At 59.3% G+C, this 18,121-nt stretch carries 16 protein-coding genes and 1 pseudogene; 14 read left to right on the top strand and 3 right to left on the bottom strand.

The annotated features are described in order from the left end of the window. Nucleotides 1-20 precede the first annotated feature (20 nt). From PHQ58_RS09925 to PHQ58_RS09985, 13 genes and pseudogenes are all read left to right on the top strand, one after another. Entirely contained in the window at nt 21-1,154 is a 1,134-nt protein-coding gene (locus PHQ58_RS09925; RefSeq protein ID WP_367187302.1) for an ABC transporter substrate-binding protein, read from the top strand. A gap of 68 nt (nt 1,155-1,222) precedes the next feature. Beyond that, nucleotides 1,223-2,008, top strand: a complete 786-nt coding sequence (locus PHQ58_RS09930) for an enoyl-CoA hydratase/isomerase family protein (protein WP_300110585.1) — start codon at nt 1,223-1,225, stop codon at nt 2,006-2,008. Between the two features lie 28 nt (nt 2,009-2,036). After that, nucleotides 2,037-3,050 carry a 1,2-phenylacetyl-CoA epoxidase subunit PaaA gene (gene paaA, locus PHQ58_RS09935; protein ID WP_300110589.1) on the top strand — a complete coding sequence of 338 codons (1,014 nt, stop codon included), beginning with the start codon at nt 2,037-2,039 and terminating at the stop codon, nt 3,048-3,050. Beyond that, the gene (paaB, locus tag PHQ58_RS09940; protein WP_300110592.1) at nt 3,047-3,370 is read left to right on the top strand and encodes a 1,2-phenylacetyl-CoA epoxidase subunit PaaB; all 324 of its coding nucleotides are present in this window, start codon (nt 3,047-3,049) and stop codon (nt 3,368-3,370) included. The genes paaA and paaB overlap by 4 nt, the downstream gene beginning before the upstream one ends. Continuing rightward, entirely contained in the window at nt 3,370-4,158 is a 789-nt protein-coding gene (gene paaC, locus PHQ58_RS09945) for a 1,2-phenylacetyl-CoA epoxidase subunit PaaC (protein WP_300110595.1), read from the top strand. Before paaB ends, paaC begins: the two co-directional genes overlap by 1 nt. Before the next feature lie 6 nt (nt 4,159-4,164). Then, entirely contained in the window at nt 4,165-4,758 is a 594-nt protein-coding gene (gene paaD / locus PHQ58_RS09950; RefSeq protein ID WP_300110599.1) for a 1,2-phenylacetyl-CoA epoxidase subunit PaaD, read from the top strand. A 6-nt stretch (nt 4,759-4,764) separates the two neighbouring features. After that, on the top strand, nt 4,765-5,871 hold the full coding sequence (gene paaE / locus PHQ58_RS09955; protein ID WP_300110602.1) for a 1,2-phenylacetyl-CoA epoxidase subunit PaaE: 1,107 nt from the start codon (nt 4,765-4,767) through the stop codon (nt 5,869-5,871). Further along, nucleotides 5,868-6,506, top strand: a complete 639-nt coding sequence (gene maiA / locus PHQ58_RS09960; RefSeq protein WP_300110605.1) for a maleylacetoacetate isomerase — start codon at nt 5,868-5,870, stop codon at nt 6,504-6,506. The genes paaE and maiA overlap by 4 nt, the downstream gene beginning before the upstream one ends. 198 nt (nt 6,507-6,704) lie before the next feature. Beyond that, nucleotides 6,705-7,073, top strand: coding sequence for a hypothetical protein (locus tag PHQ58_RS09965; protein WP_300110608.1), 369 nt, complete (start codon nt 6,705-6,707; stop codon nt 7,071-7,073). 110 nt (nt 7,074-7,183) lie between these two features. Then, nucleotides 7,184-8,575 carry a glutamine synthetase family protein gene (locus tag PHQ58_RS09970; protein ID WP_300110610.1) on the top strand — a complete coding sequence of 464 codons (1,392 nt, stop codon included), beginning with the start codon at nt 7,184-7,186 and terminating at the stop codon, nt 8,573-8,575. A 152-nt stretch (nt 8,576-8,727) separates the two neighbouring features. Beyond that, complete coding sequence (locus PHQ58_RS09975) at nt 8,728-11,040, top strand: NADP-dependent malic enzyme (RefSeq protein ID WP_300110613.1); 2,313 nt, start codon at nt 8,728-8,730, stop codon at nt 11,038-11,040. A gap of 215 nt (nt 11,041-11,255) precedes the next feature. Continuing rightward, on the top strand, nt 11,256-11,588 hold the full coding sequence (locus tag PHQ58_RS09980) for a ribonuclease domain-containing protein (protein ID WP_300110616.1): 333 nt from the start codon (nt 11,256-11,258) through the stop codon (nt 11,586-11,588). A 39-nt stretch (nt 11,589-11,627) separates the two neighbouring features. Next, a pseudogene (locus tag PHQ58_RS09985) lies at nt 11,628-12,065 on the top strand (barstar family protein); the annotation flags it as partial. A gap of 265 nt (nt 12,066-12,330) precedes the next feature. Here the strand turns inward: PHQ58_RS09985 and rsmA are convergent. From rsmA to PHQ58_RS10000, 3 genes are read right to left on the bottom strand one after another with little or no spacing between them, the layout of a single operon-like run. Then, complete coding sequence (gene rsmA / locus PHQ58_RS09990) at nt 12,331-13,098, bottom strand: 16S rRNA (adenine(1518)-N(6)/adenine(1519)-N(6))-dimethyltransferase RsmA (RefSeq protein WP_300110621.1); 768 nt, start codon at nt 13,096-13,098, stop codon at nt 12,331-12,333. Nucleotides 13,099-13,116: 18 nt separating this feature from the next. Next, nucleotides 13,117-14,472 carry a peptidylprolyl isomerase gene (locus tag PHQ58_RS09995; RefSeq protein ID WP_300110624.1) on the bottom strand — a complete coding sequence of 452 codons (1,356 nt, stop codon included), beginning with the start codon at nt 14,470-14,472 and terminating at the stop codon, nt 13,117-13,119. A 9-nt stretch (nt 14,473-14,481) separates the two neighbouring features. Then, nucleotides 14,482-16,845, bottom strand: a complete 2,364-nt coding sequence (locus tag PHQ58_RS10000) for an LPS-assembly protein LptD (protein WP_300110626.1) — start codon at nt 16,843-16,845, stop codon at nt 14,482-14,484. 109 nt (nt 16,846-16,954) lie between these two features. Here PHQ58_RS10000 and PHQ58_RS10005 point away from each other — a divergent pair, with 109 nt between their 5' ends. Further along, complete coding sequence (locus PHQ58_RS10005) at nt 16,955-18,067, top strand: phosphotransferase (protein ID WP_300110628.1); 1,113 nt, start codon at nt 16,955-16,957, stop codon at nt 18,065-18,067. Nucleotides 18,068-18,121 lie beyond the last annotated feature (54 nt).

An 18,121-nucleotide genomic window follows, 5' to 3' on the forward strand; every position in this document is an offset into this window, starting at 1 on the left:
ACAAACCCATGAAATTTACGATGAAGAAACTGGCGATTGGCACCGCATTGGCATTCGGCGCAATGGCTGCCATGGCCGCTGACACGATCAAGATTGGCTCGGTGCTGTCCGTCACTGGCCCAGCCGCTTTTTTGGGTGACCCGGAACTCAAGACCCTGCAGATGTACGTGGAAGACATCAACAAAAAGGGCGGCGTGATCGGTCGCCAACTGGAACTGGTGCACTACGACGACGGCAGTGACGCCAGCAAGGCCAACGGCTTTGGCAAACGCCTGATTGACGACGACAAGGTCGACATCATTGTGGGCGGCACCACCACCGGCGCCACCATGTCGATGGCACCGTTAGTTGAAAAAGCGGGTGTGCCTTTCATCTCCCTGGCTGGTGCCGTGGTGATTGTGGAGCCGGTGAAAAAGTGGGTGTTCAAGACCCCGCACACCGACCGCATGGCTGCAGAAAAAGTGTTTGAAGACATGAAAAAACGTGGTCTCACCAAGGTGGCCCTGTTCTCCGAAACCAGCGGTTTTGGCCAGTCCGGCAAGAAGGAAACCGAGGGTGTGGCAGCCAAGTACGGCATCACCCTGGTGGCCAATGAAACCTATGGTCCCAAAGACACCGACATGAGCCCACAGCTCACCAAAATTCGCAATGTGCCGGGCGTCCAAGCCGTGTTCATTTTTGGTCTGGGTCAGGGCCCGGCGATTGCCACCAAAAGCTACAAGCAGTTGGGCATGACTTTGCCGCTGTACCACGCCCACGGCGTGGCGTCTGAAGAGTTCATCAAGCTCGCAGGCCCGGCCGCCGAAGGTGTGCGCCTGCCCGCTGCCGCATTGCTGGTGGCTGACAAGCTGGCCGCCAACGACCCGCAAAAACCGGTAGCCGAAGGCTATGCCAATGCTTTCAAAGCCAAGTGGAAAACCGATGTGTCGACGTTTGGCGGACACGCCTATGACGGCCTGATGCTGGCAGTAGACGCCATCAAACGCGCTGGCAGCACTGACAAAGCCAAGGTGCGCGATGCCATTGAAGCCACCAAAGGCTTTGTCGGCACCGGTGGTTTGGTCAACATGTCGGCCACCGACCACATGGGCCTGGACCTCTCAGCCTTCAAGATGCTCGAAATCAAGGGCGGCGACTGGACATTGGCCAAGTAAAAGGCAGACAAATGGGCTGTCATGCCGTGCATGACAGCCAGCTCTCTCACATTTAACCCAGCCATACCATGTTTGACACGCTTGCCATTGAACACAACCACAAGGTCGCCACGATCTGGATGAACCGCCCGGAGGTGTTCAACGCCTTCAACGAGCAGCTCATTGACAACCTGCAGCAAGCCTGCCTGATGCTCGACGCCGACCCCAGCGTGCGCGTGGTGGTGCTGGCCGGGCGTGGTAAGCATTTTTCAGCCGGCGCCGACCTGAACTGGATGCGCCGGGCCGCCCTGGGCAGCGAAGCCGACAACCTGGACGACGCACGCCGCTTCGCCCGGATGCTCCGCACGCTCTCTGGCATGACCAAGCCAACCATTGCCCGCATCCAGGGCGCAGCCTTGGGCGGCGGCACCGGGCTGGCAGCCGCCTGCGACATGGCGGTGGCCAGCAGCGATGCGGTGTTTTCCACCTCCGAGGTCAAGTTCGGCATCATCCCGGCGGTGATCAGCCCCTACGTGTTGCGCGCCATCGGGCCACGCCACGCGCTACGGTACTTCCAGAGTGCCGAGCGCATTTCGGCAGAGCGTGCGTTGGCCATTGGCCTGATCAACGAAGTGGCCCCGGGCGAGGGACTGGACGCCGTGCTGGCAACCCTGATTGAGCCCCTGCTGGCCGGTGCGCCTTCGGCCCAAAAGGCAGCCAAGGAATTGATTGCCGCCGTGCATGGCCAGCCCATTGACGATGTGGTCATGGAGGCCACGGCCCAACGCATTGCCGCACAGCGTGCCACCGCAGAAGGGCGCGACGGCGTCGCCGCATTTCTGGACAAACGCCCGCCCGCGTGGCTGGCAGATTAGTTATTTTTTAACCCAAGGAGTCACACTTATGTACACGCAATCGTTCAACGTGCAGGAGACCCCCGGCCAGAAAAAGGCGGCCAAACCGGCGGCCCTGGAGAACCCCGAGTTTCAGGCGCGCTTTGATGCCAAAGTCTCCAACGACGGCAAGATTGAGCCGCAAGACTGGATGCCCGAGGCCTACCGCAAAACCCTACTGCGTCAGATCAGCCAACATGCCCACAGCGAAATTGTTGGCATGCTGCCCGAGGGCAACTGGATCAGCCGCGCACCCAGCCTGAAACGCAAGGCCATCCTGATTGCCAAGGTGCAAGACGAAGGCGGCCACGGCCTGTACCTTTACAGCGCCGCCGAGACCCTGGGCCAGGGGCGCGACCAGATGCTGGCTGATCTGCACAGTGGCAAAGCCAAATACAGCTCCATCTTCAACTATCCCACGCTGAATTGGGCTGACGTGGGCACGGTCGGCTGGCTGGTCGATGGCGCGGCCATCATGAACCAGATTCCGCTGTGCCGCTGCAGCTATGGCCCTTACGCCCGCGCCATGATCCGCGTCTGCAAGGAAGAGTCTTTTCACCAGCGCCAGGGCTACGAGGCCTTGCTGGTCATGATGCAAGGCACAGCCGCACAAAAAGCCATGGTGCAAGACGCGGTGAACCGCTTCTGGTGGAAATGTCTGGCCATGTTTGGCCCGCCCGATTCTGATAGCCCGCACAGCGCCCAGGCCATGCACTGGGGCATCAAGCGCATCAGCAATGACGACTTGCGCCAGAAGTTCATCGACGCCACCGTGCCACAGGCCAAGGTGCTGGGCGTGACCCTGCCCGACCCGGATTTGAAGTGGAACGAAGAACGCCAGCACCACGACTACGGCCAGATTGACTGGGACGAGTTCTGGGGCACCGTCAACGGCAACGGCCCGTGCAACAAAGAGCGCCTGGCCACGCGCGTCAAAGCCCATAACGATGGCCAGTGGGTGCGTGATGCTGCCCTGGCGCACGCCCGCAAACACCAACCAACCCAACAAAAGGAAGCAGCATGAGCACCCAGAACCCAACCACCGCACCTGCGACCCCTGAACTGAAAGACTGGCCACTGTGGGAAGTTTTTGTGCGCAGCAAACAAGGCCTGGAGCACAAACACTGCGGCAGCTTGCACGCCAGCGACTCGGCACACGCCCTGCAAATGGCGCGCGATGTCTACACCCGCCGCCAGGAAGGCGTGAGCATCTGGGTAGTGCCGAGCAAAAACATCACAGCCAGTGCGCCTGAGGACAAGGACTCGATGTTTGAGCCCGCCGCAGACAAAATCTACCGCCACCCAACCTTTTATGACATTCCGGACGAAGTGGGGCACATGTAATGGCTGCTTATTTTCAAGATTACCTACTGCATCTGGCGGACAACGCGGTCATTCTGGGCCAGCGCAACGCCGAGTGGTGCGGTCACGGCCCGATACTGGAAGAAGACCTGGCGCTGGCCAACAACAGCCTCGACCTGATCGGCCAAGCCCGGCTTCTGTACCAGCATGTGGCCACGGTGCGCAAAGACGGCAAAACCAGTGAAGACCTGTTGGCCTACTTTCGCGACGTGCCTGAGTTCAAAAACTACACCTTACTTGAGCTGCCCCACAGCACCGCTCTGGCGCCCACTGCCAGTGGCGACCGTGATTACGCGGTGACGATTGGGCGCAACTTTTTGTACAGCGCATTGATGGTGCTGGTGTGGGACGGGCTGAAAAGCTCGAACGACGCACAACTGGCTGCCATTGCCGCCAAGTCGCTCAAGGAGGCCCAATACCACCTGCGCCATGCGCATGACTGGCTGCTGCGCCTGGGCGACGGCACCGAAGAGTCACACGCCAAAATGCAGGCCGCCATTAACCATTTGATGACCTACACGCAAGAGTTCTGGACCACCAGCGCGATGGAGGCCGATGTCGTCAAGACTGGCCTGGGGGTGGACACCCGGACACTGCAAGCGCCATGGAACGCGCTGGTGGACGAGGCATTGTCAGCGGCCACACTGAAGCGTCCGGCGGAGGGTGGTTTTGTCTCCACCGGCAAGACCGGCGTGCATTCCGAGCACCTAGGCTTTGTGCTGGCCGAGATGCAAAGCCTGGCCCGTGCCCACCCGGAAGCTGTCTGGTAAGACATCATGCAAACCAATGCCACCCCAAATCAGCTGGCGTCTTTGAACGCATTGCCAAATGGCCCCATCGCGCAAAAGCAGCCGTCCGAGCCTTTTTACGCCGTCTGGCATCTGCTGGAGTCTGTCACTGACCCAGAGATTCCGGTGGTGAACCTGCGAGAGATGGGCATCTTGCGGGCCGTGCGCCAAACCGCCAGCGGGCTTGAGGTGGTGATTACCCCGACTTACAGCGGTTGCCCGGCCATGAGCCAGATGCAGGACGATGTGGTGAATGCACTGGCACAAGGTGGTATGGCGGCACGGGTGTTGACGCAGATTGCGCCGGCCTGGTCGACCGACTGGATGACTGTTGAGGCACGTGAGAAATTGCGGGCTTATGGCATCGCACCACCGCACGCCAGCCACTGCGGCGAGTCAAACGCCAACATCATCCAGTTCGCTTCCAAAAACAGAGCTGCTGGCGCTGAGTTGGCGGTGGCTTGTCCGCAATGTGGCTCAAAAAACACGACAGAGACATCGCACTTTGGCTCGACTGCCTGCAAAGCGCTGTACCGCTGCCTGGACTGCCTGGAACCCTTTGATTACTTCAAACCTTATTAAGCCATCATGTCCAAATCCCCCCGTTTTCACGACCTGCGCGTGGCGCATGTCAGTCCCGAAGCCGCTGGCTCAGTGGCCGTTGCCCTGAGCGTGCCCGATGACCTGCTGGACAGCTTTGACTTCCAGCCCGGCCAGTACCTGACCCTGCGCAGCAAGATCGACGGGGCTGACGTGCGCCGCAGCTACTCCATCTGCTGCACCCACAGCCACCTGAAACGCAAACATGAGCTGGTGGTAGGCATTCGTCCAATGGAAGGCGGTGTATTTTCCAACTGGGCGGCCACCCAGCTGAAAGCGGGTGACACCCTGGCCGTCATGCCGCCCGATGGCCGTTTTGTGTCAAAGCGCCCGCGTGCGCTGCACCGGGTAGGTTTTGCTGCGGGCTCAGGCATCACACCCATTTTGTCCATCATGGCGAGCACCCTGGAAGACCAGACCGATGCCAAATTCACCCTGGTCTATGGCAACCGCAGCATGGCCAGCGTGATGTTCAACGAAGCCCTGCAAGACCTGAAAGACCGCTATGCCGACCGCCTCACCTTGATCCACATTCTGTCGCGCCAGGCCCAAGAAGTGGACCTGTTGCAAGGCCGCATCGACGCTGACAAGGTGCGCGCCATCATTGCCACCCTGTTACCCGTGGGCAGCATGGACGAGGTGTTCATTTGCGGCCCCGAGGCCATGATCAACATCACCGAACAAGCCCTGCTGGAGGCTGGTGTGCCCGCCAAACAGGTGCACACTGAGCGCTTCACGTCGCCGGTACTGGAAACCCTGACACCCGAAGCACGCCAGGCAGCGGTGGCCAGCAGCATGAAGCTGCCCGCTGGCGGCCAGGTGGCGCTCACTGTGGTGCTGGACGGAAAGTCGCACGCGCTGAAAATGAACCCCGACCAGCACGTGCTGGACGTGGCCATGGCAGCCGGTCTGGACCTGCCTTTTTCGTGCAAGGGTGGCGTCTGCGCCACCTGCCGCTGCAAGGTCATGGAAGGCAGCGTGAGCATGGACAAAAACTATGGTCTGGAGCCCTGGGAAACCGACAAGGGTTTTGTGCTGAGCTGCCAGTCGCGCCCAACCAGCGAGAACGTCACCGTGAGTTTTGACGAGCGGTGAAGGTTTACAACTACTTTCGCAGCGGCACCTCGCACCGCTTGCGCATCGCGCTCAACCTCAAGGGTCTGGAGTGGGACTATGTGGCAGTCGATTTGCGCGCCGAAGCACACTTTGATGCCGCGTTCAAGGCGCTCAACCCGCAAGGTTTTGTGCCCACGCTGATCGATGGTGACCTGGTGCTGACCCAGTCACCCGCCATCATCGAATGGCTGGAAGAACGCTACCCGACACCCCCGCTGCTGCCCGCAGATGTGAACGACCGGGCCAGGGTGCGTGCCTTGGCCGCCATCATCGGCTGCGACATCCACCCGCTGAACAACCGCCGCGTGCTGGAGTATTTGCGCCACACGCTGGGATGCAATGAAGAGGCCGTGCTGGCTTGGTGCGCCACGTGGATCAACGCCGGTTTCGAGGCGCTGGAACACATGCTGGCATCAGACACGCAGCGCGGCAGCTTTTGTTTTGGCGGTCAACCCGGCCTGGCTGACGCTTACCTGGTGGCGCAAGTGGAAAGCGCCCGGCGTTTCAAGGTGGCCTTGGTACCCTACCCCAACATTTACGCTATTGACCAAGCTTGCGCGCAATTGCCCGCCTTTCAGCGGGCGGCACCGCCACAACAACCCGACGCGTTTTGACGTAAAAGCGCTGAAATTTGTAAGGAAAACCGCTTCATTCGAAAGCAGTTGTAACGGATGTCACGTCAGGCGCTGATTCGTTACGTTTGACTTCCCGATGTCAAAACCGTGCGGTATCTTCGAGGTGCATCGATGTCATCTGGCCCCGCCTTTTTCGGGCTCAGCTTGTCAAACACCCCACCGTACAGGAGCGTCCTCATGAACAAATCCATCTCTTCTTTGGTGTTCGCCATTGTGTCTGTGGCTGCTGCCGGAAGCGCATTGGCGCAGGGCGCAAGCACAAACACCCAAGTACCCGTGATTCAGGTCGCGGCAGTCAAACCGGTCGTCCCCGTCATGTCGCATGAAGTGGCCACATTAATCAAGCTGACGCACCAGGCTGAAGCGCAGTACCGTCGCAGTGGCAGCCCGCAAGACCTGGCACGGGTGAAAGCCATGCACACGGAGCTTGCCAGCCGTGGTTTCGGTCGGGCGACCCAGCCAGCACCAGCTGTGATGGCCAATGACACGCAATATGCTGCCACACTGTCCGTCAACAGCCAGTTTGTGGCGACTGCGGCACAGTAAATTCAGCATTTGCGCCGCCACATCGGTCATGGCGTTGGCCTTGGTGGGTGGCAAGCTCCGCCATAGGCTGGCTTAAACTGGCACCAACTTCACTTTGCAAAGTTGGTGCCATGCCCCAGCAGCCCTTATCTCCCGTGCCAACCCATCCGCACTCCGCTGGCAAGCCATCGGCGCCAGAACACCTTCACCAGTTGTTCAGCCAACATGGCGTGCGCGATGTGGAATGCCTTTTTCCTGACATTTCTGGCTACCCGCGCGGCAAGCTGATGCCAGGCGCCAGCTTTTTGGCAGGTACCGAGTTACGCATTTGCCAAGCCATACCGATGCAGGCTGTCACCGGTGAGTACTCCTACAACCCGGTGTTTCCCGACTCCGACCCCGATGTGCAGTTGCTGCCCGACTACGGCAGCGTGTCGCTCGCACCCTGGTCCAGCGTGCCACGCGCCGTGGCCATCCATGACTGCGTGGAACTCAACGGCGAGTTGTGCCAGTTTGCACCGCGCAGCATTTTGAAAACCGTGCTGGCAAATTACGCCGCTTTGGGACTGAGCCCGGTGGTGGCGCCCGAGATCGAGTTTTACCTGACCGCCATCAATGCGGACCCGGCGCAAGCCTTGCAAGCACCTGCCGTGCGCGGTGGCCGTGCCGAAGTGGGCCAAAGTGCCTTCAGCCTGAACATGCTCAATGAGCTGGCCCCGTTCTGGAACGAGTTTCGTGATGCCTGTGCCACGCTGGGCATTGCTGCCGACACCTGGATTCACGAGGTGGGCGCCACACAATACGAGATCAACCTGATGCATGGTGATGCGGTTGCCGTGGCTGACCAAGCCTTTCTGTTCAAGTACGCGGCGCGTGAGATCGCCCTGAAACACGGCCTGAACGCAGTTTTCATGGCCAAACCCATCGCCGGTAGCTCGGGCAGTTCCATGCACTTGCACATCAGCGTGGTCGATGCACAGGGCAGCAATGTGTTCAGCCAGAACGACGGCAGCGAGGGCCCTAGCTTCAAACATTTCATTGCCGGGCTGCAAACCTATGGGCCTGACCTGATGCTGATGTTTGCCCCCAACGTGAACTCGTACCGACGTTACGTGTCTGGCAGTCAAGCGCCTGTGAACCTGCAATGGGGTTACGACAACCGCACCACCGGGCTGCGCATACCCGCCAGTGGCCCGGATGCGCGGCGCGTTGAAAACCGCGTAGCCGGGGCCGATGCCAACCCCTACCTAGCCATCGCCGCATCGCTCGCCGCCGGGCTCAAGGGGATTCAGGCGCAAATCAACCCCTCTGAACCCCTGCTGGGCAACGGCTATGGCCAAGCGCACAGCCTGCCACGCAGCATGGAAGCGGCGTTGCACAAAATGCACGACAGTGGGTTTGCCAGGCAAGCCTTGGGCGACGACTTTGTCACGGGTTATTGCGCCGTGAAAACACTTGAATTTGACAGTTTTCAGGGCGAGATCAGCGCTTGGGAGCGGCGATTTTTGTTGCCCCAGGTTTGAGCATGACCACCCGGGTCCGTTCGCCACAACATTCCATCTCAGGGGCCGCAAGAGAACGCATCAGTTATCGGGAATGTGTCAAGGTCTACAATTTCTCTTGATTCAAACACAGAGTTGGCCCGATGGCCAGCTCCCAAGAAGCAGGAGACACCATGACCCAAGCCGCCCCGGCCACCCCCGAAGACAAACGTACCGAATTGCGCCGCGCCGCCCTGGATTACCACCAGTTTCCGACCCCTGGAAAGATTTCAATTGGTGCCACCAAGCAGCTGGTGAACCAGCATGACCTGGCACTAGCCTACTCGCCAGGCGTCGCTGCACCGTGTGAAGAAATCGTCAAAGACCCCAACAACGCCTACAAGTACACCAGCCGCGGTAACTTGGTGGCCGTCATCACCAATGGCACGGCGGTGCTCGGCTTGGGCGACATCGGCCCGCTGGCAGCCAAGCCAGTGATGGAAGGCAAGGGTGTGCTGTTCAAAAAGTTCGCCGGCATCGACGTGTTTGACATTGAAATCAATGAAAAACACGACCTTGACAAACTGGTGGACATCATTGCCTCGCTGGAGCCCACCTTCGGCGGCATAAACCTGGAAGACATCAAGGCACCTGACTGCTTTTATGTAGAGCGCAAACTGCGCGAACGCATGAAGATCCCGGTCTTTCACGACGACCAACACGGTACCGCCATCACCGTGGGCGCGGCCATTCTGAACGCCCTAAAAGTTGCGGGCAAAGAGCCCAAAGACGTGAAACTGGTCACTTCGGGTGCTGGTGCTGCAGCGCTGGCTTGCGTTGGGCTGCTGGTCAAACTCGGCATTAAGCGTGAAAACGTCTGGGTCACCGATTTGGCCGGTGTGGTCTATGAGGGCCGCGTCGAACTGATGGACCCAAATAAAGCCATTTATGCGCAACCCACCCCAGCGCGCAAGCTCGGTGAAGTTATTGACAACGCCGATGTGTTCCTGGGCTTGTCCGCAGGCGGCGTGCTCAAGGCGGACATGGTCAAACGCATGGCCCCGCGCCCCATCATCTTTGCGTTGGCCAACCCCACGCCCGAGATCACGCCGGAAGAAGTCAAGGCAGTGCGCAGTGATGCCATCATTGGCACAGGCCGCTCGGATTATCCGAACCAGATCAACAACATCTTGTGCTTTCCGTACATTTTCCGAGGTGCCCTGGATGCCGGGGCTTCCACCATCACGGTCGAGATGGAAATGGCCGCCGTGCACGCCATTGCTGAACTGGCCCAGGCCGAGCAAAGCGAAGTGGTGGCAGCGGCTTACGCCGGTGAACCGCTGGCCTTTGGCCCGGAATACCTGATCCCGAAACCTTTTGACCCGCGCCTGATGATGAAGGTCGCCCCGGCGGTTGCACAAGCCGCCTTCGACAGCGGCGTGGCCTTGCGCCCCATTCAGGACATGGATGCCTACCGCGAAAAGCTGCAAAGCTTTGTCTATGCCTCGGGCACAGTGATGAAGCCGATCTTCACCGCCGCCAAAAAAGGCCTTAAAAAACGCATCGCCTTTGCAGAAGGTGAAGAAGAACGCGTGTTGCGGGCGGCGCAAATTGTGGTCGATGAGGGCCTGGCCCTGCCCACCCTGATAGGTCGCCCCAAAGTGATCGCTACCCGCATTGAAAAATTCGGTCTGCGCTTGAAAGAAGGTGTTGATTACGAGGTGGTCAACGTCGAGTTGGACGAACGTTACCGCGACTTCTGGCAAACCTACCACCGCATGACCGAACGCAAGGGCATCACGGCGCAGGTGGCAAAAATCGAAATGCGCCGCCGCCTGACGCTGATTGGCAGCATGATGCTGCACAAAGGTTATGTGGATGGTTTGATCTGCGGCACCTGGGGCACAACCTCATTGCACCTGCAATACCTTGACCAGGTGGTTGGCAAGCGTGCGGGGGTCAACAACTATGCGTGCATGAATGGGCTGATGCTGCCGGGACGCCAGGTGTTTCTGGTCGACACCCACGTCAATTACGACCCGACAGCGGAACAGCTCGCCGAGATCACCATCATGGCGGCCGAGGAAATGATGCGATTTGGAATTCCACCCAAAGCGGCCTTGTTGTCACACTCAAGCTTTGGCAGCAGCAACCAGCCCAGCGCCATCAAAATGCGCGACACCCTGGCTTTGTTGCGGGTGCAGGCACCGTGGCTTGAAGTCGATGGTGAAATGCACGGTGATGTGGCGCTAGATGGCGCAGCCCGCACCCACCTCATGCCCCACAGCACGCTCCACGGCGACGCCAACCTGCTGGTATTGCCCAACATCGATGCGGCCAACATCGCTTACAACCTGCTCAAAACAGCCGCGGGGGGCAATATTGCCGTCGGCCCGGTGCTGTTAGGGGCGGCAAAACCCGTGCATATCCTGACGGCCAGCACCACTGTGCGCCGAATTGTGAACATGACCGCACTGACCGTGGCAGACGCAAACGCCGTCCGCTGACACATAAAAGCTAAGTTAGCGCAAACTTAAGCCGCATTTCCCCTTTAAGCCATTGCCTATTTATTGGGCAATGGCTTGCTTTTTTCTTTCAGATCATCGACACTAGCGCCCTTAAATGTTCGGGTTAACCCGTAGTTTTACAGGAAATAGCGTTGATACCCCGATTAAAAAACCTTAAGTTGGTGCTTGCTGGCTTAGGTGTTGCAGCGGTAGTCATGTCAGGCGCGTTGTTCGCCAGAGCCCCTGCGTCGGTTGATCTGGAGAGCACTGTCAGCTTGGGCCAATTGCCAAAGCAAGGTGTCCAGATGTACGCACTGATTCATCAGGGTGGTCCGTTTGCAACCGAAAAAGATGGTGTGGTGTTTGGCAACCGGGAGCGTCTTCTGCCCTTGAAAAAGCGCGGTTATTACCTTGAATACACGGTGCCAACACCAGGCTTGAGTCATCGGGGTGTCAAACGAATCGTCTGTGGTGGTCAGCCCACCGTGCCAGATGTTTGTTATTACACAGCTGATCATTACGCAAGTTTTCGCCAGATCGTGCCTTGAATTTGAATGTTTGCTTTAAGCAATAAAGAAAGAAAACCTATGTCACTTGCTCAACCTACCCTTGCCACCCCTGCGAGTCCTGCTGAATTGCCGCTGCGCGGCATCCGCACCAATATCGTTCAATCGATCCGGGCGTTTAGCGTGCCAGATTTGCAGGACGCCGCCAAAGCCCTGGGCCACCATTTTTTGTATGCCAATTTGGCCACAGCTCAAAGCAAGCAGGACGTGCTTGACCTGATTGGTCAGCAGTTCATGTTGACCGTGTCCGTGGGCAAAAACTTTGACTCACTCTACGACAGCCTGACCGACCCTGTGCATAAGTCTGGCCCTCAGCCAGGTTTTATCGTGGTGCTGGAACATGTCCCGGCCAACGCCAAGTTCGACAAGGAAGCCCGCGAGCAACTGCTCGACATTTTCCGCGACACCGTGGATTACTGGGGTGACCGCAAGGTGCCTTTCCGTTGCTTCTATTCATTCTCTGTGGCCCGTTCGGCACGCGCCGGGCTGGCCGACGATGCCCGACTGTCCCACGCTGCTGGTGGTGGCATCGAAGTGCTGACCGAAAGCGGCGAAAAAATGCCAACCGACAAATTGCTTGACATTTCGCCACAGGCCTTGCGCATGAGCAGCCCGTTCAACGCCGGCTACTGGACCATGGCCTGATCCATAGTCAAATCACTAACCAGATTTGCTTCTTAAAAAGCCCGGGACAGATTGATCGCTGTCCCGGGCTTTTTTTATTTCAGCCCTTGGCCAACGCCAGCGCCAACGCCAGATATTCCTCCACAGGCACTTCTTCAGCTCGGCGCTGCACATTGAATTCCCCGGCAAAGTTCTTTGCCTGCAGCCAGGCACCAAGCGTGTGGCGCATCAGCTTGCGCCGCTGACTAAATGCCACTTGCACCAGTTCACTAAGCAGGCGCACGTCCACGGCGGCAGCATCCTCGCGCGGCACCATGCGTACCACGGCGCTGTCAACGCGCGGCGGCGGGTTGAAGCTTTCAGGCGGCACAAACAACACGTTTTCCATGGCATAACGCCATTGCAGCATGACACTCAAGCGACCATACGCCGCTGTGGAGGGGCGCGCCACCATGCGATCAATCACCTCTTTTTGTAGCATGAAGTGCTGGTCGGCAATCACGCCCACGTACTGCAGCAGGTGAAACAAAATCGGCGTCGAGATGTTGTAAGGCAGGTTGCCCACAACCCTTAATTTGGCATTCGCGTGCGCTTGGGAAAGCTGGGCGAAGTCCACTTTCAGCACATCGGATTCGATCACGGTGAGTTGCGCATGGCTGCGCAGGCGCTGGGCCAGGTCACGATCCAGCTCAATCACGGTCAACGTACCCAATCGTTCCACAAGAGGCTGCGTGAGTGCGGCCAAACCTGGACCAATTTCAACCATGGCATCACCGACCTTGGGCGCAATGGCGTCCACGATCGATTCAATGATGCCGCCGTCGGCCAGAAAATGCTGGCCAAAGCGCTTGCGCGGGATATGTTTCATGACAGTGTTTGCGCAGAATTAAAGCGGTGGCTCACGCAACTCGACATAGGCGCGACCCCGCAAATCCTGCGCCCAGGTTCTGAAGGCTTCGTCAAGTTTTTTCTCACGCAGCATGTTCCGCACCGCCTCGCGTTGCTCTGCCGGGCTCAAGCTGGCTTTGCGGCGCTCCAGCAACTGGATCAAATGCACACCAAAGCGCGACACCAACGGGTCACTGACCTCGCCGGGCGCCAGCCGATTCATTGCGCCTTCAAATTCAGGCACAAACATGCCGGGGCTGGCCCAACCCAAATCACCACCCTGGGCCGCGCTGCCATCTTGCGAGTTGTCACGCGCCAACTTAGCGAAATCTGCCTTGCCAGACACCACTTGTTTTTTGAAGTCAGCCAATTTTTGGCGGGCGTCAGACTCGCTCAAGCGGGCACTGGGAACCAGCAAAATATGCCGGGCGTGGCTTTGCGTGACCGCCATCGTGGGCGATGCCGTGCTGAGCTTTTCAACCACCTTGAGCACATGAAAACCAGCGGGCGAACGCACCAGCGCGGCCACATCACCAACACCCAACGCTTGCGTCGCCTCGACAAACAGGGCCGGATACCGACTGGCCTCACGCAGCCCCAGTTGGCCGCCATTGGCAGGGTCAGTGGCGTCAGAAAACTCGCGCACCAGGGTGGCGAAATCTTCCCCGGCACGGGCGCGCGTCAGTGCGCGCTCAGCACGTTTACGCAAAGCCTCCACCTGCTCAGGTGTAGCCGCCTCGGGCACAGCCACCAAAATTTGTGCCAGATTTAGCTGCATTGCGTCAAGGCTCTGGTTGCCTTGCTGGTCCGCCAGGTATTGGTCAACCTCTTGATCGGTAGCCCGAACGCGGGACTCTACATCGCGCTCGCGCAAACGCTGCAGCGTGATCTGGTCGCTTAATTGAGCCCGAAACTGGCTCACCGTCAGACCATCACGCAACACCCGACGGCGCAATTCCGCCACATCCAATTGATTTTGCTGAGCGATGTTTTGCTCGGCCTGGTCAATCGCTGCCTCTTCTACTTTCAGACCGGTTTCGCGTGCCAGTTGCAGCTGAGCCTTGATGCTGATCAAGCTCTCAAGCACCTCGCCGGCCAACAGCCGCGGGTCGGGTTGGGGACGGCGCTGCTGCTCCAGTTGGGCCAGCACCCGCTGGACCTCGCGACGTACTTCGTTGTTGGTGATGGGTTCGGAATTGACCACCGCCACGATGAAATCGGCCTGCTTCACGCCACTGACGCTTCCAGGTGCTGCGATCAGTGGGCTCGCCACCAAGCGCAAACCTTGCGCCTGAGTGGGCAAAATGACAGCCATTGCCAGGGCGGCAAGCGCTAAAAGTTTGAAACGGTGCATCTTGGAAACTCAATCGTAGTTACTGAAACGGCTTGGCATGACGCTAGGCTCACGCAAGTACTGGTAATTGGGGATGTTATCTTTGAGCGACTTCAGCGGGTTCACCCCAAGCCGCGAGAAGCCCACAAACTCCAGCTGGAACATGATGCGCTGGGTGGCGGTGACGCTGCTGGTTTGCAGACGCTCCCACACCATGCGACCCAGCCAGCAACCGGCGTCATATTCAAGGCCCAGCACCGAGTCCACCAGCTTTCGCTCATTCATGCTGTAGTTGAGTCGGCCCACACTGTACCAGCGCCCCTCGCCCTGGCCTTGGCCCGCATTCAGCTTTTGCCCCCGGTCACCCCACAGGTCATTGATGGGCCATTGCCAGCCCACGTCAAGCTGCTCGCTTAGGTCACGTTGGTAGCGGTAAGCCGCCGACAAGGTGCGGTAGCGGCCCGGGTTGTAGCGCGCCCCCAGGGTAGAACGCACCGACTGCTGGGTGTCGGGGTTGAACTGCACCGTGCCGTCAAAGCGCCAACGCGGGTCCCAGTTGATGGAGCCGCCCCACAACATGTCACTGATGCGGTCTTGCGCGGGCAAGCCGCCGGGCAAGGTGACGTTCTGGTCTTGAAATCGCAAGCGCTGGGCAACCCCGATGCGGGCGTTTTCGGCACCGGTGGCGGGGTCGAGAAAGCGTGAGGTGACGCCAATGGTCAGCAGGTTGCTGTCCGAAATACGGTCATTGCCAACGAACGCGTTTTCTGAATAAATCGTCGACAAATTGAAGTCGTTGGCGCCCGAATCATAGTTGGGCAACAGGCTCTGGTCGCGGTAAGGCGTGTTCACATAAAAGGCCCGCGGCTCCAGGGTTTGGCGCAAGGCGCGACCGAACAATTGGGTGTCTCGCTCAAACACCACGCCGGTGTCGACGCTCAGGGTGGGCACCACTCGGCTGGCGCGCATGGCACCGTCTTTCAGGGGCGCGTCAAACTGGTAATTGGTGGCGTGCAATTGCACTTTAGGCGTGATGTAGCCGGCAGATGACTGAAACACCCGACTGGCCTGCAGCAGGGAAAAGGTCCGCTCGGCATTGGGCTGGCCCGTGCGTATGCCGTCGGACTGAAAGCGGGTGTAGTCGGCGTCCAGCGCCACATCCATGCCGGCCAGATTGCTGCGGGTGTAACGCGTGGCCAATTGCGGCAAGCGGTCATACGGCGGCACGATGGGCGCAGTGACGTCTTGCAGGGTTTGCCACTTGAGTGTGCGCACGCTGTTGGCCCAGGCACCGTTGGTCCACGCCAGCGTGGCGTCGTTGGCCAGCAGGCGCTGCGTGAGCGAGCTGTTGGTGCGGGTGAAATCGCGCCAATAGTTGTCGTCGCTGACGCGGTTCAGGCTCAGGTTCAGCGCGGCGCCGTTGTCGGTCCAGGCACTCTTGATGCGCGCCTGGTGGTTGATGTTCAGGCCCCAGCGGCTGCTGTCGCGCAGCTGGTCAAAGGGCATCCATTCCACATTGGCGGTGCCAGCGTAGTTATCTTCCAGGTAACGAAACTCGGTGCCCAGATTGACCCCGCGTTTGGTCATCACAGTGGGCGTGAGGGTGGCATCGCGGTTGGGCGCAATGTTCCAGTAATAAGGCAATGAGACTTCCGTGCCATTGACGTTGTCCAGGCCAAGGGTGGGCGGCAACACGCCAGACTTCCGCTTGTCACTGAGCGGAAAAGTAATGAAGGGCACCGGCAGCACCGGCACGCCCTTGAAGCTCAGCAACGCGCCTGAGGCAGTGCCGACGTCTTCTTCGTTGTCCAGGCTGATGGTGCTGGCCTTCAAAATCCAGTCGGGCATCCAACTCGGGCCGGGCAGGCGCCGGCACGTGGTGTAGGTGGCGTTGTGAATGACTGCCCGCTGGTCATCCACAAAATCGACCCGGCTCGCCTGGCCATGGGCATCGTTGCGCAAAAAATGGTAGGTGGGCTCGTTGAAAAAGCCTTCAAATGCATCCACCCGCAGTTCCAGCAGCGGGCCTTCATACACGTTGCCGGCACGGTTCACCAGCACATGGCCAATGGCTTTGGCCAAGTCGGTGGGTTGGTCGTATTCGAGTCGGTCGGCCTTGATGACGATGTCACCCTTGCGCAGCATGGCGTCACCCTCAACCACGGTTTCCAGGTCCGGGCGACCCGTAATGCGCTGACCCGACACAAACGTGGGCAAACTGCTGCGCACCTGCGGGCTCAACTGCTCTTGCAACAAGGGGCTGGGTTGCAGCTGCAACGGGTCATTGCCCAGCAGTTGCGCGCCCGCCAAAGACGACTGCAAAAGCGCCACCGACAGGCACACAGGCGCCAATGCAAAACGGCTCGGCGTGGTCAGCAATGAGGTATCACGCATCAAAAGACACTTTTGAAAGGCGTGCATCAGGCGGAGACGGTGAAAAAGCAGTGGCGGGCATGAAGGAGGCGAAGGGCATCAAGGGACGGGTTTGTAGAATTGATTATCCATGAGCCAAGCCCCCACCCCCCAAGCCGCCCCGAGCGCAAACATTGTCTGGGACGACGCCACCCGCGCCGCCCAATTCCAAACCTGGCTAAGCCACATCGCCCCCAGCCAAAACCTGCAAATTGACAGCCTGCGCCTGGCCTCGGCCGATGCCAGCTTTCGACGTTACTTCAGAATTGATAGCTGCTCACGCAATCAGGAAGAGGGCCAGAGGCCAATTTCTTATATTATTATGGACGCGCCGCCGACCCAGGAAAACTGCCAGCCGTTCGTGAAAGTGGCAGGCTTGATGCAAACCGCAGGCCTTCACGCGCCGCAAGTGCTGGCCTGGGACGAGGCCCAGGGCTTCATGCTGCTGACCGACCTGGGCGCGCAGACCATGATGCAGGTCATCAACCGCGCTGACCCACAAGCCAACCTGCCGCTGTATTTGCAGGCGGTGGACGCGCTGATTGCCTGGCAGCTCAGCTCAAAGCCCGACGTGTTGCCGCCTTACGACGAAGCTCTGTTGCGCCGAGAAATGGCGCTGTTCCCTGACTGGTACATCACCCGGCACAAAGGCGTAGAGGTCGATGAGACCATGCGCTTCACGCTGGACAACACCTTCAAACAGATCATTGCCACGGTGCTGACCCAGCCCAGCGTGTTTGTGCACCGCGACTTCATGCCCCGTAACCTGATGGCCCCCACGATTTCGGACGGCTCGCTGGGCGTGCTGGACTTCCAGGACGCCGTGTACGGCCCCATCACCTACGACATTGCCAGCCTGATGCGCGACGCATTTTTGAGCTGGGAAGAAGATTTTTGCCTGGAAGTGACCGTCCGCTACTGGGAAAGAGCCCGCAAAGCCGGCCTGCCGGTGGACAGCGACTTTGGTGAGTTTTACCGTGGCGTGGAGTGGATGGGCCTGCAGCGCCACCTCAAAGTGGCCGGCATCTTTGCCCGCCTGACCCTGCGCGACGGCAAGCCGCAATACCTGGCCGACGCGCCGCGTTTTATCGCCTACATACGCGCCACCTGCGCCCGCTACCGCGAACTCAAACCGCTGCTGCGGCTGGTTGACAAGCTTGAAGGCATTGTGGAACCCGACATCTTTGGGTTTGGCCGGCAATGAGATAGACCAAGCGCTGAAAGTACAGTCAAACCCTGCATCGTTATGCGTACCGCC

It is taken from the genome of Rhodoferax sp. (assembly GCF_028688795.1).
Lineage (GTDB): Bacteria > Pseudomonadota > Gammaproteobacteria > Burkholderiales > Burkholderiaceae_C > Rhodoferax.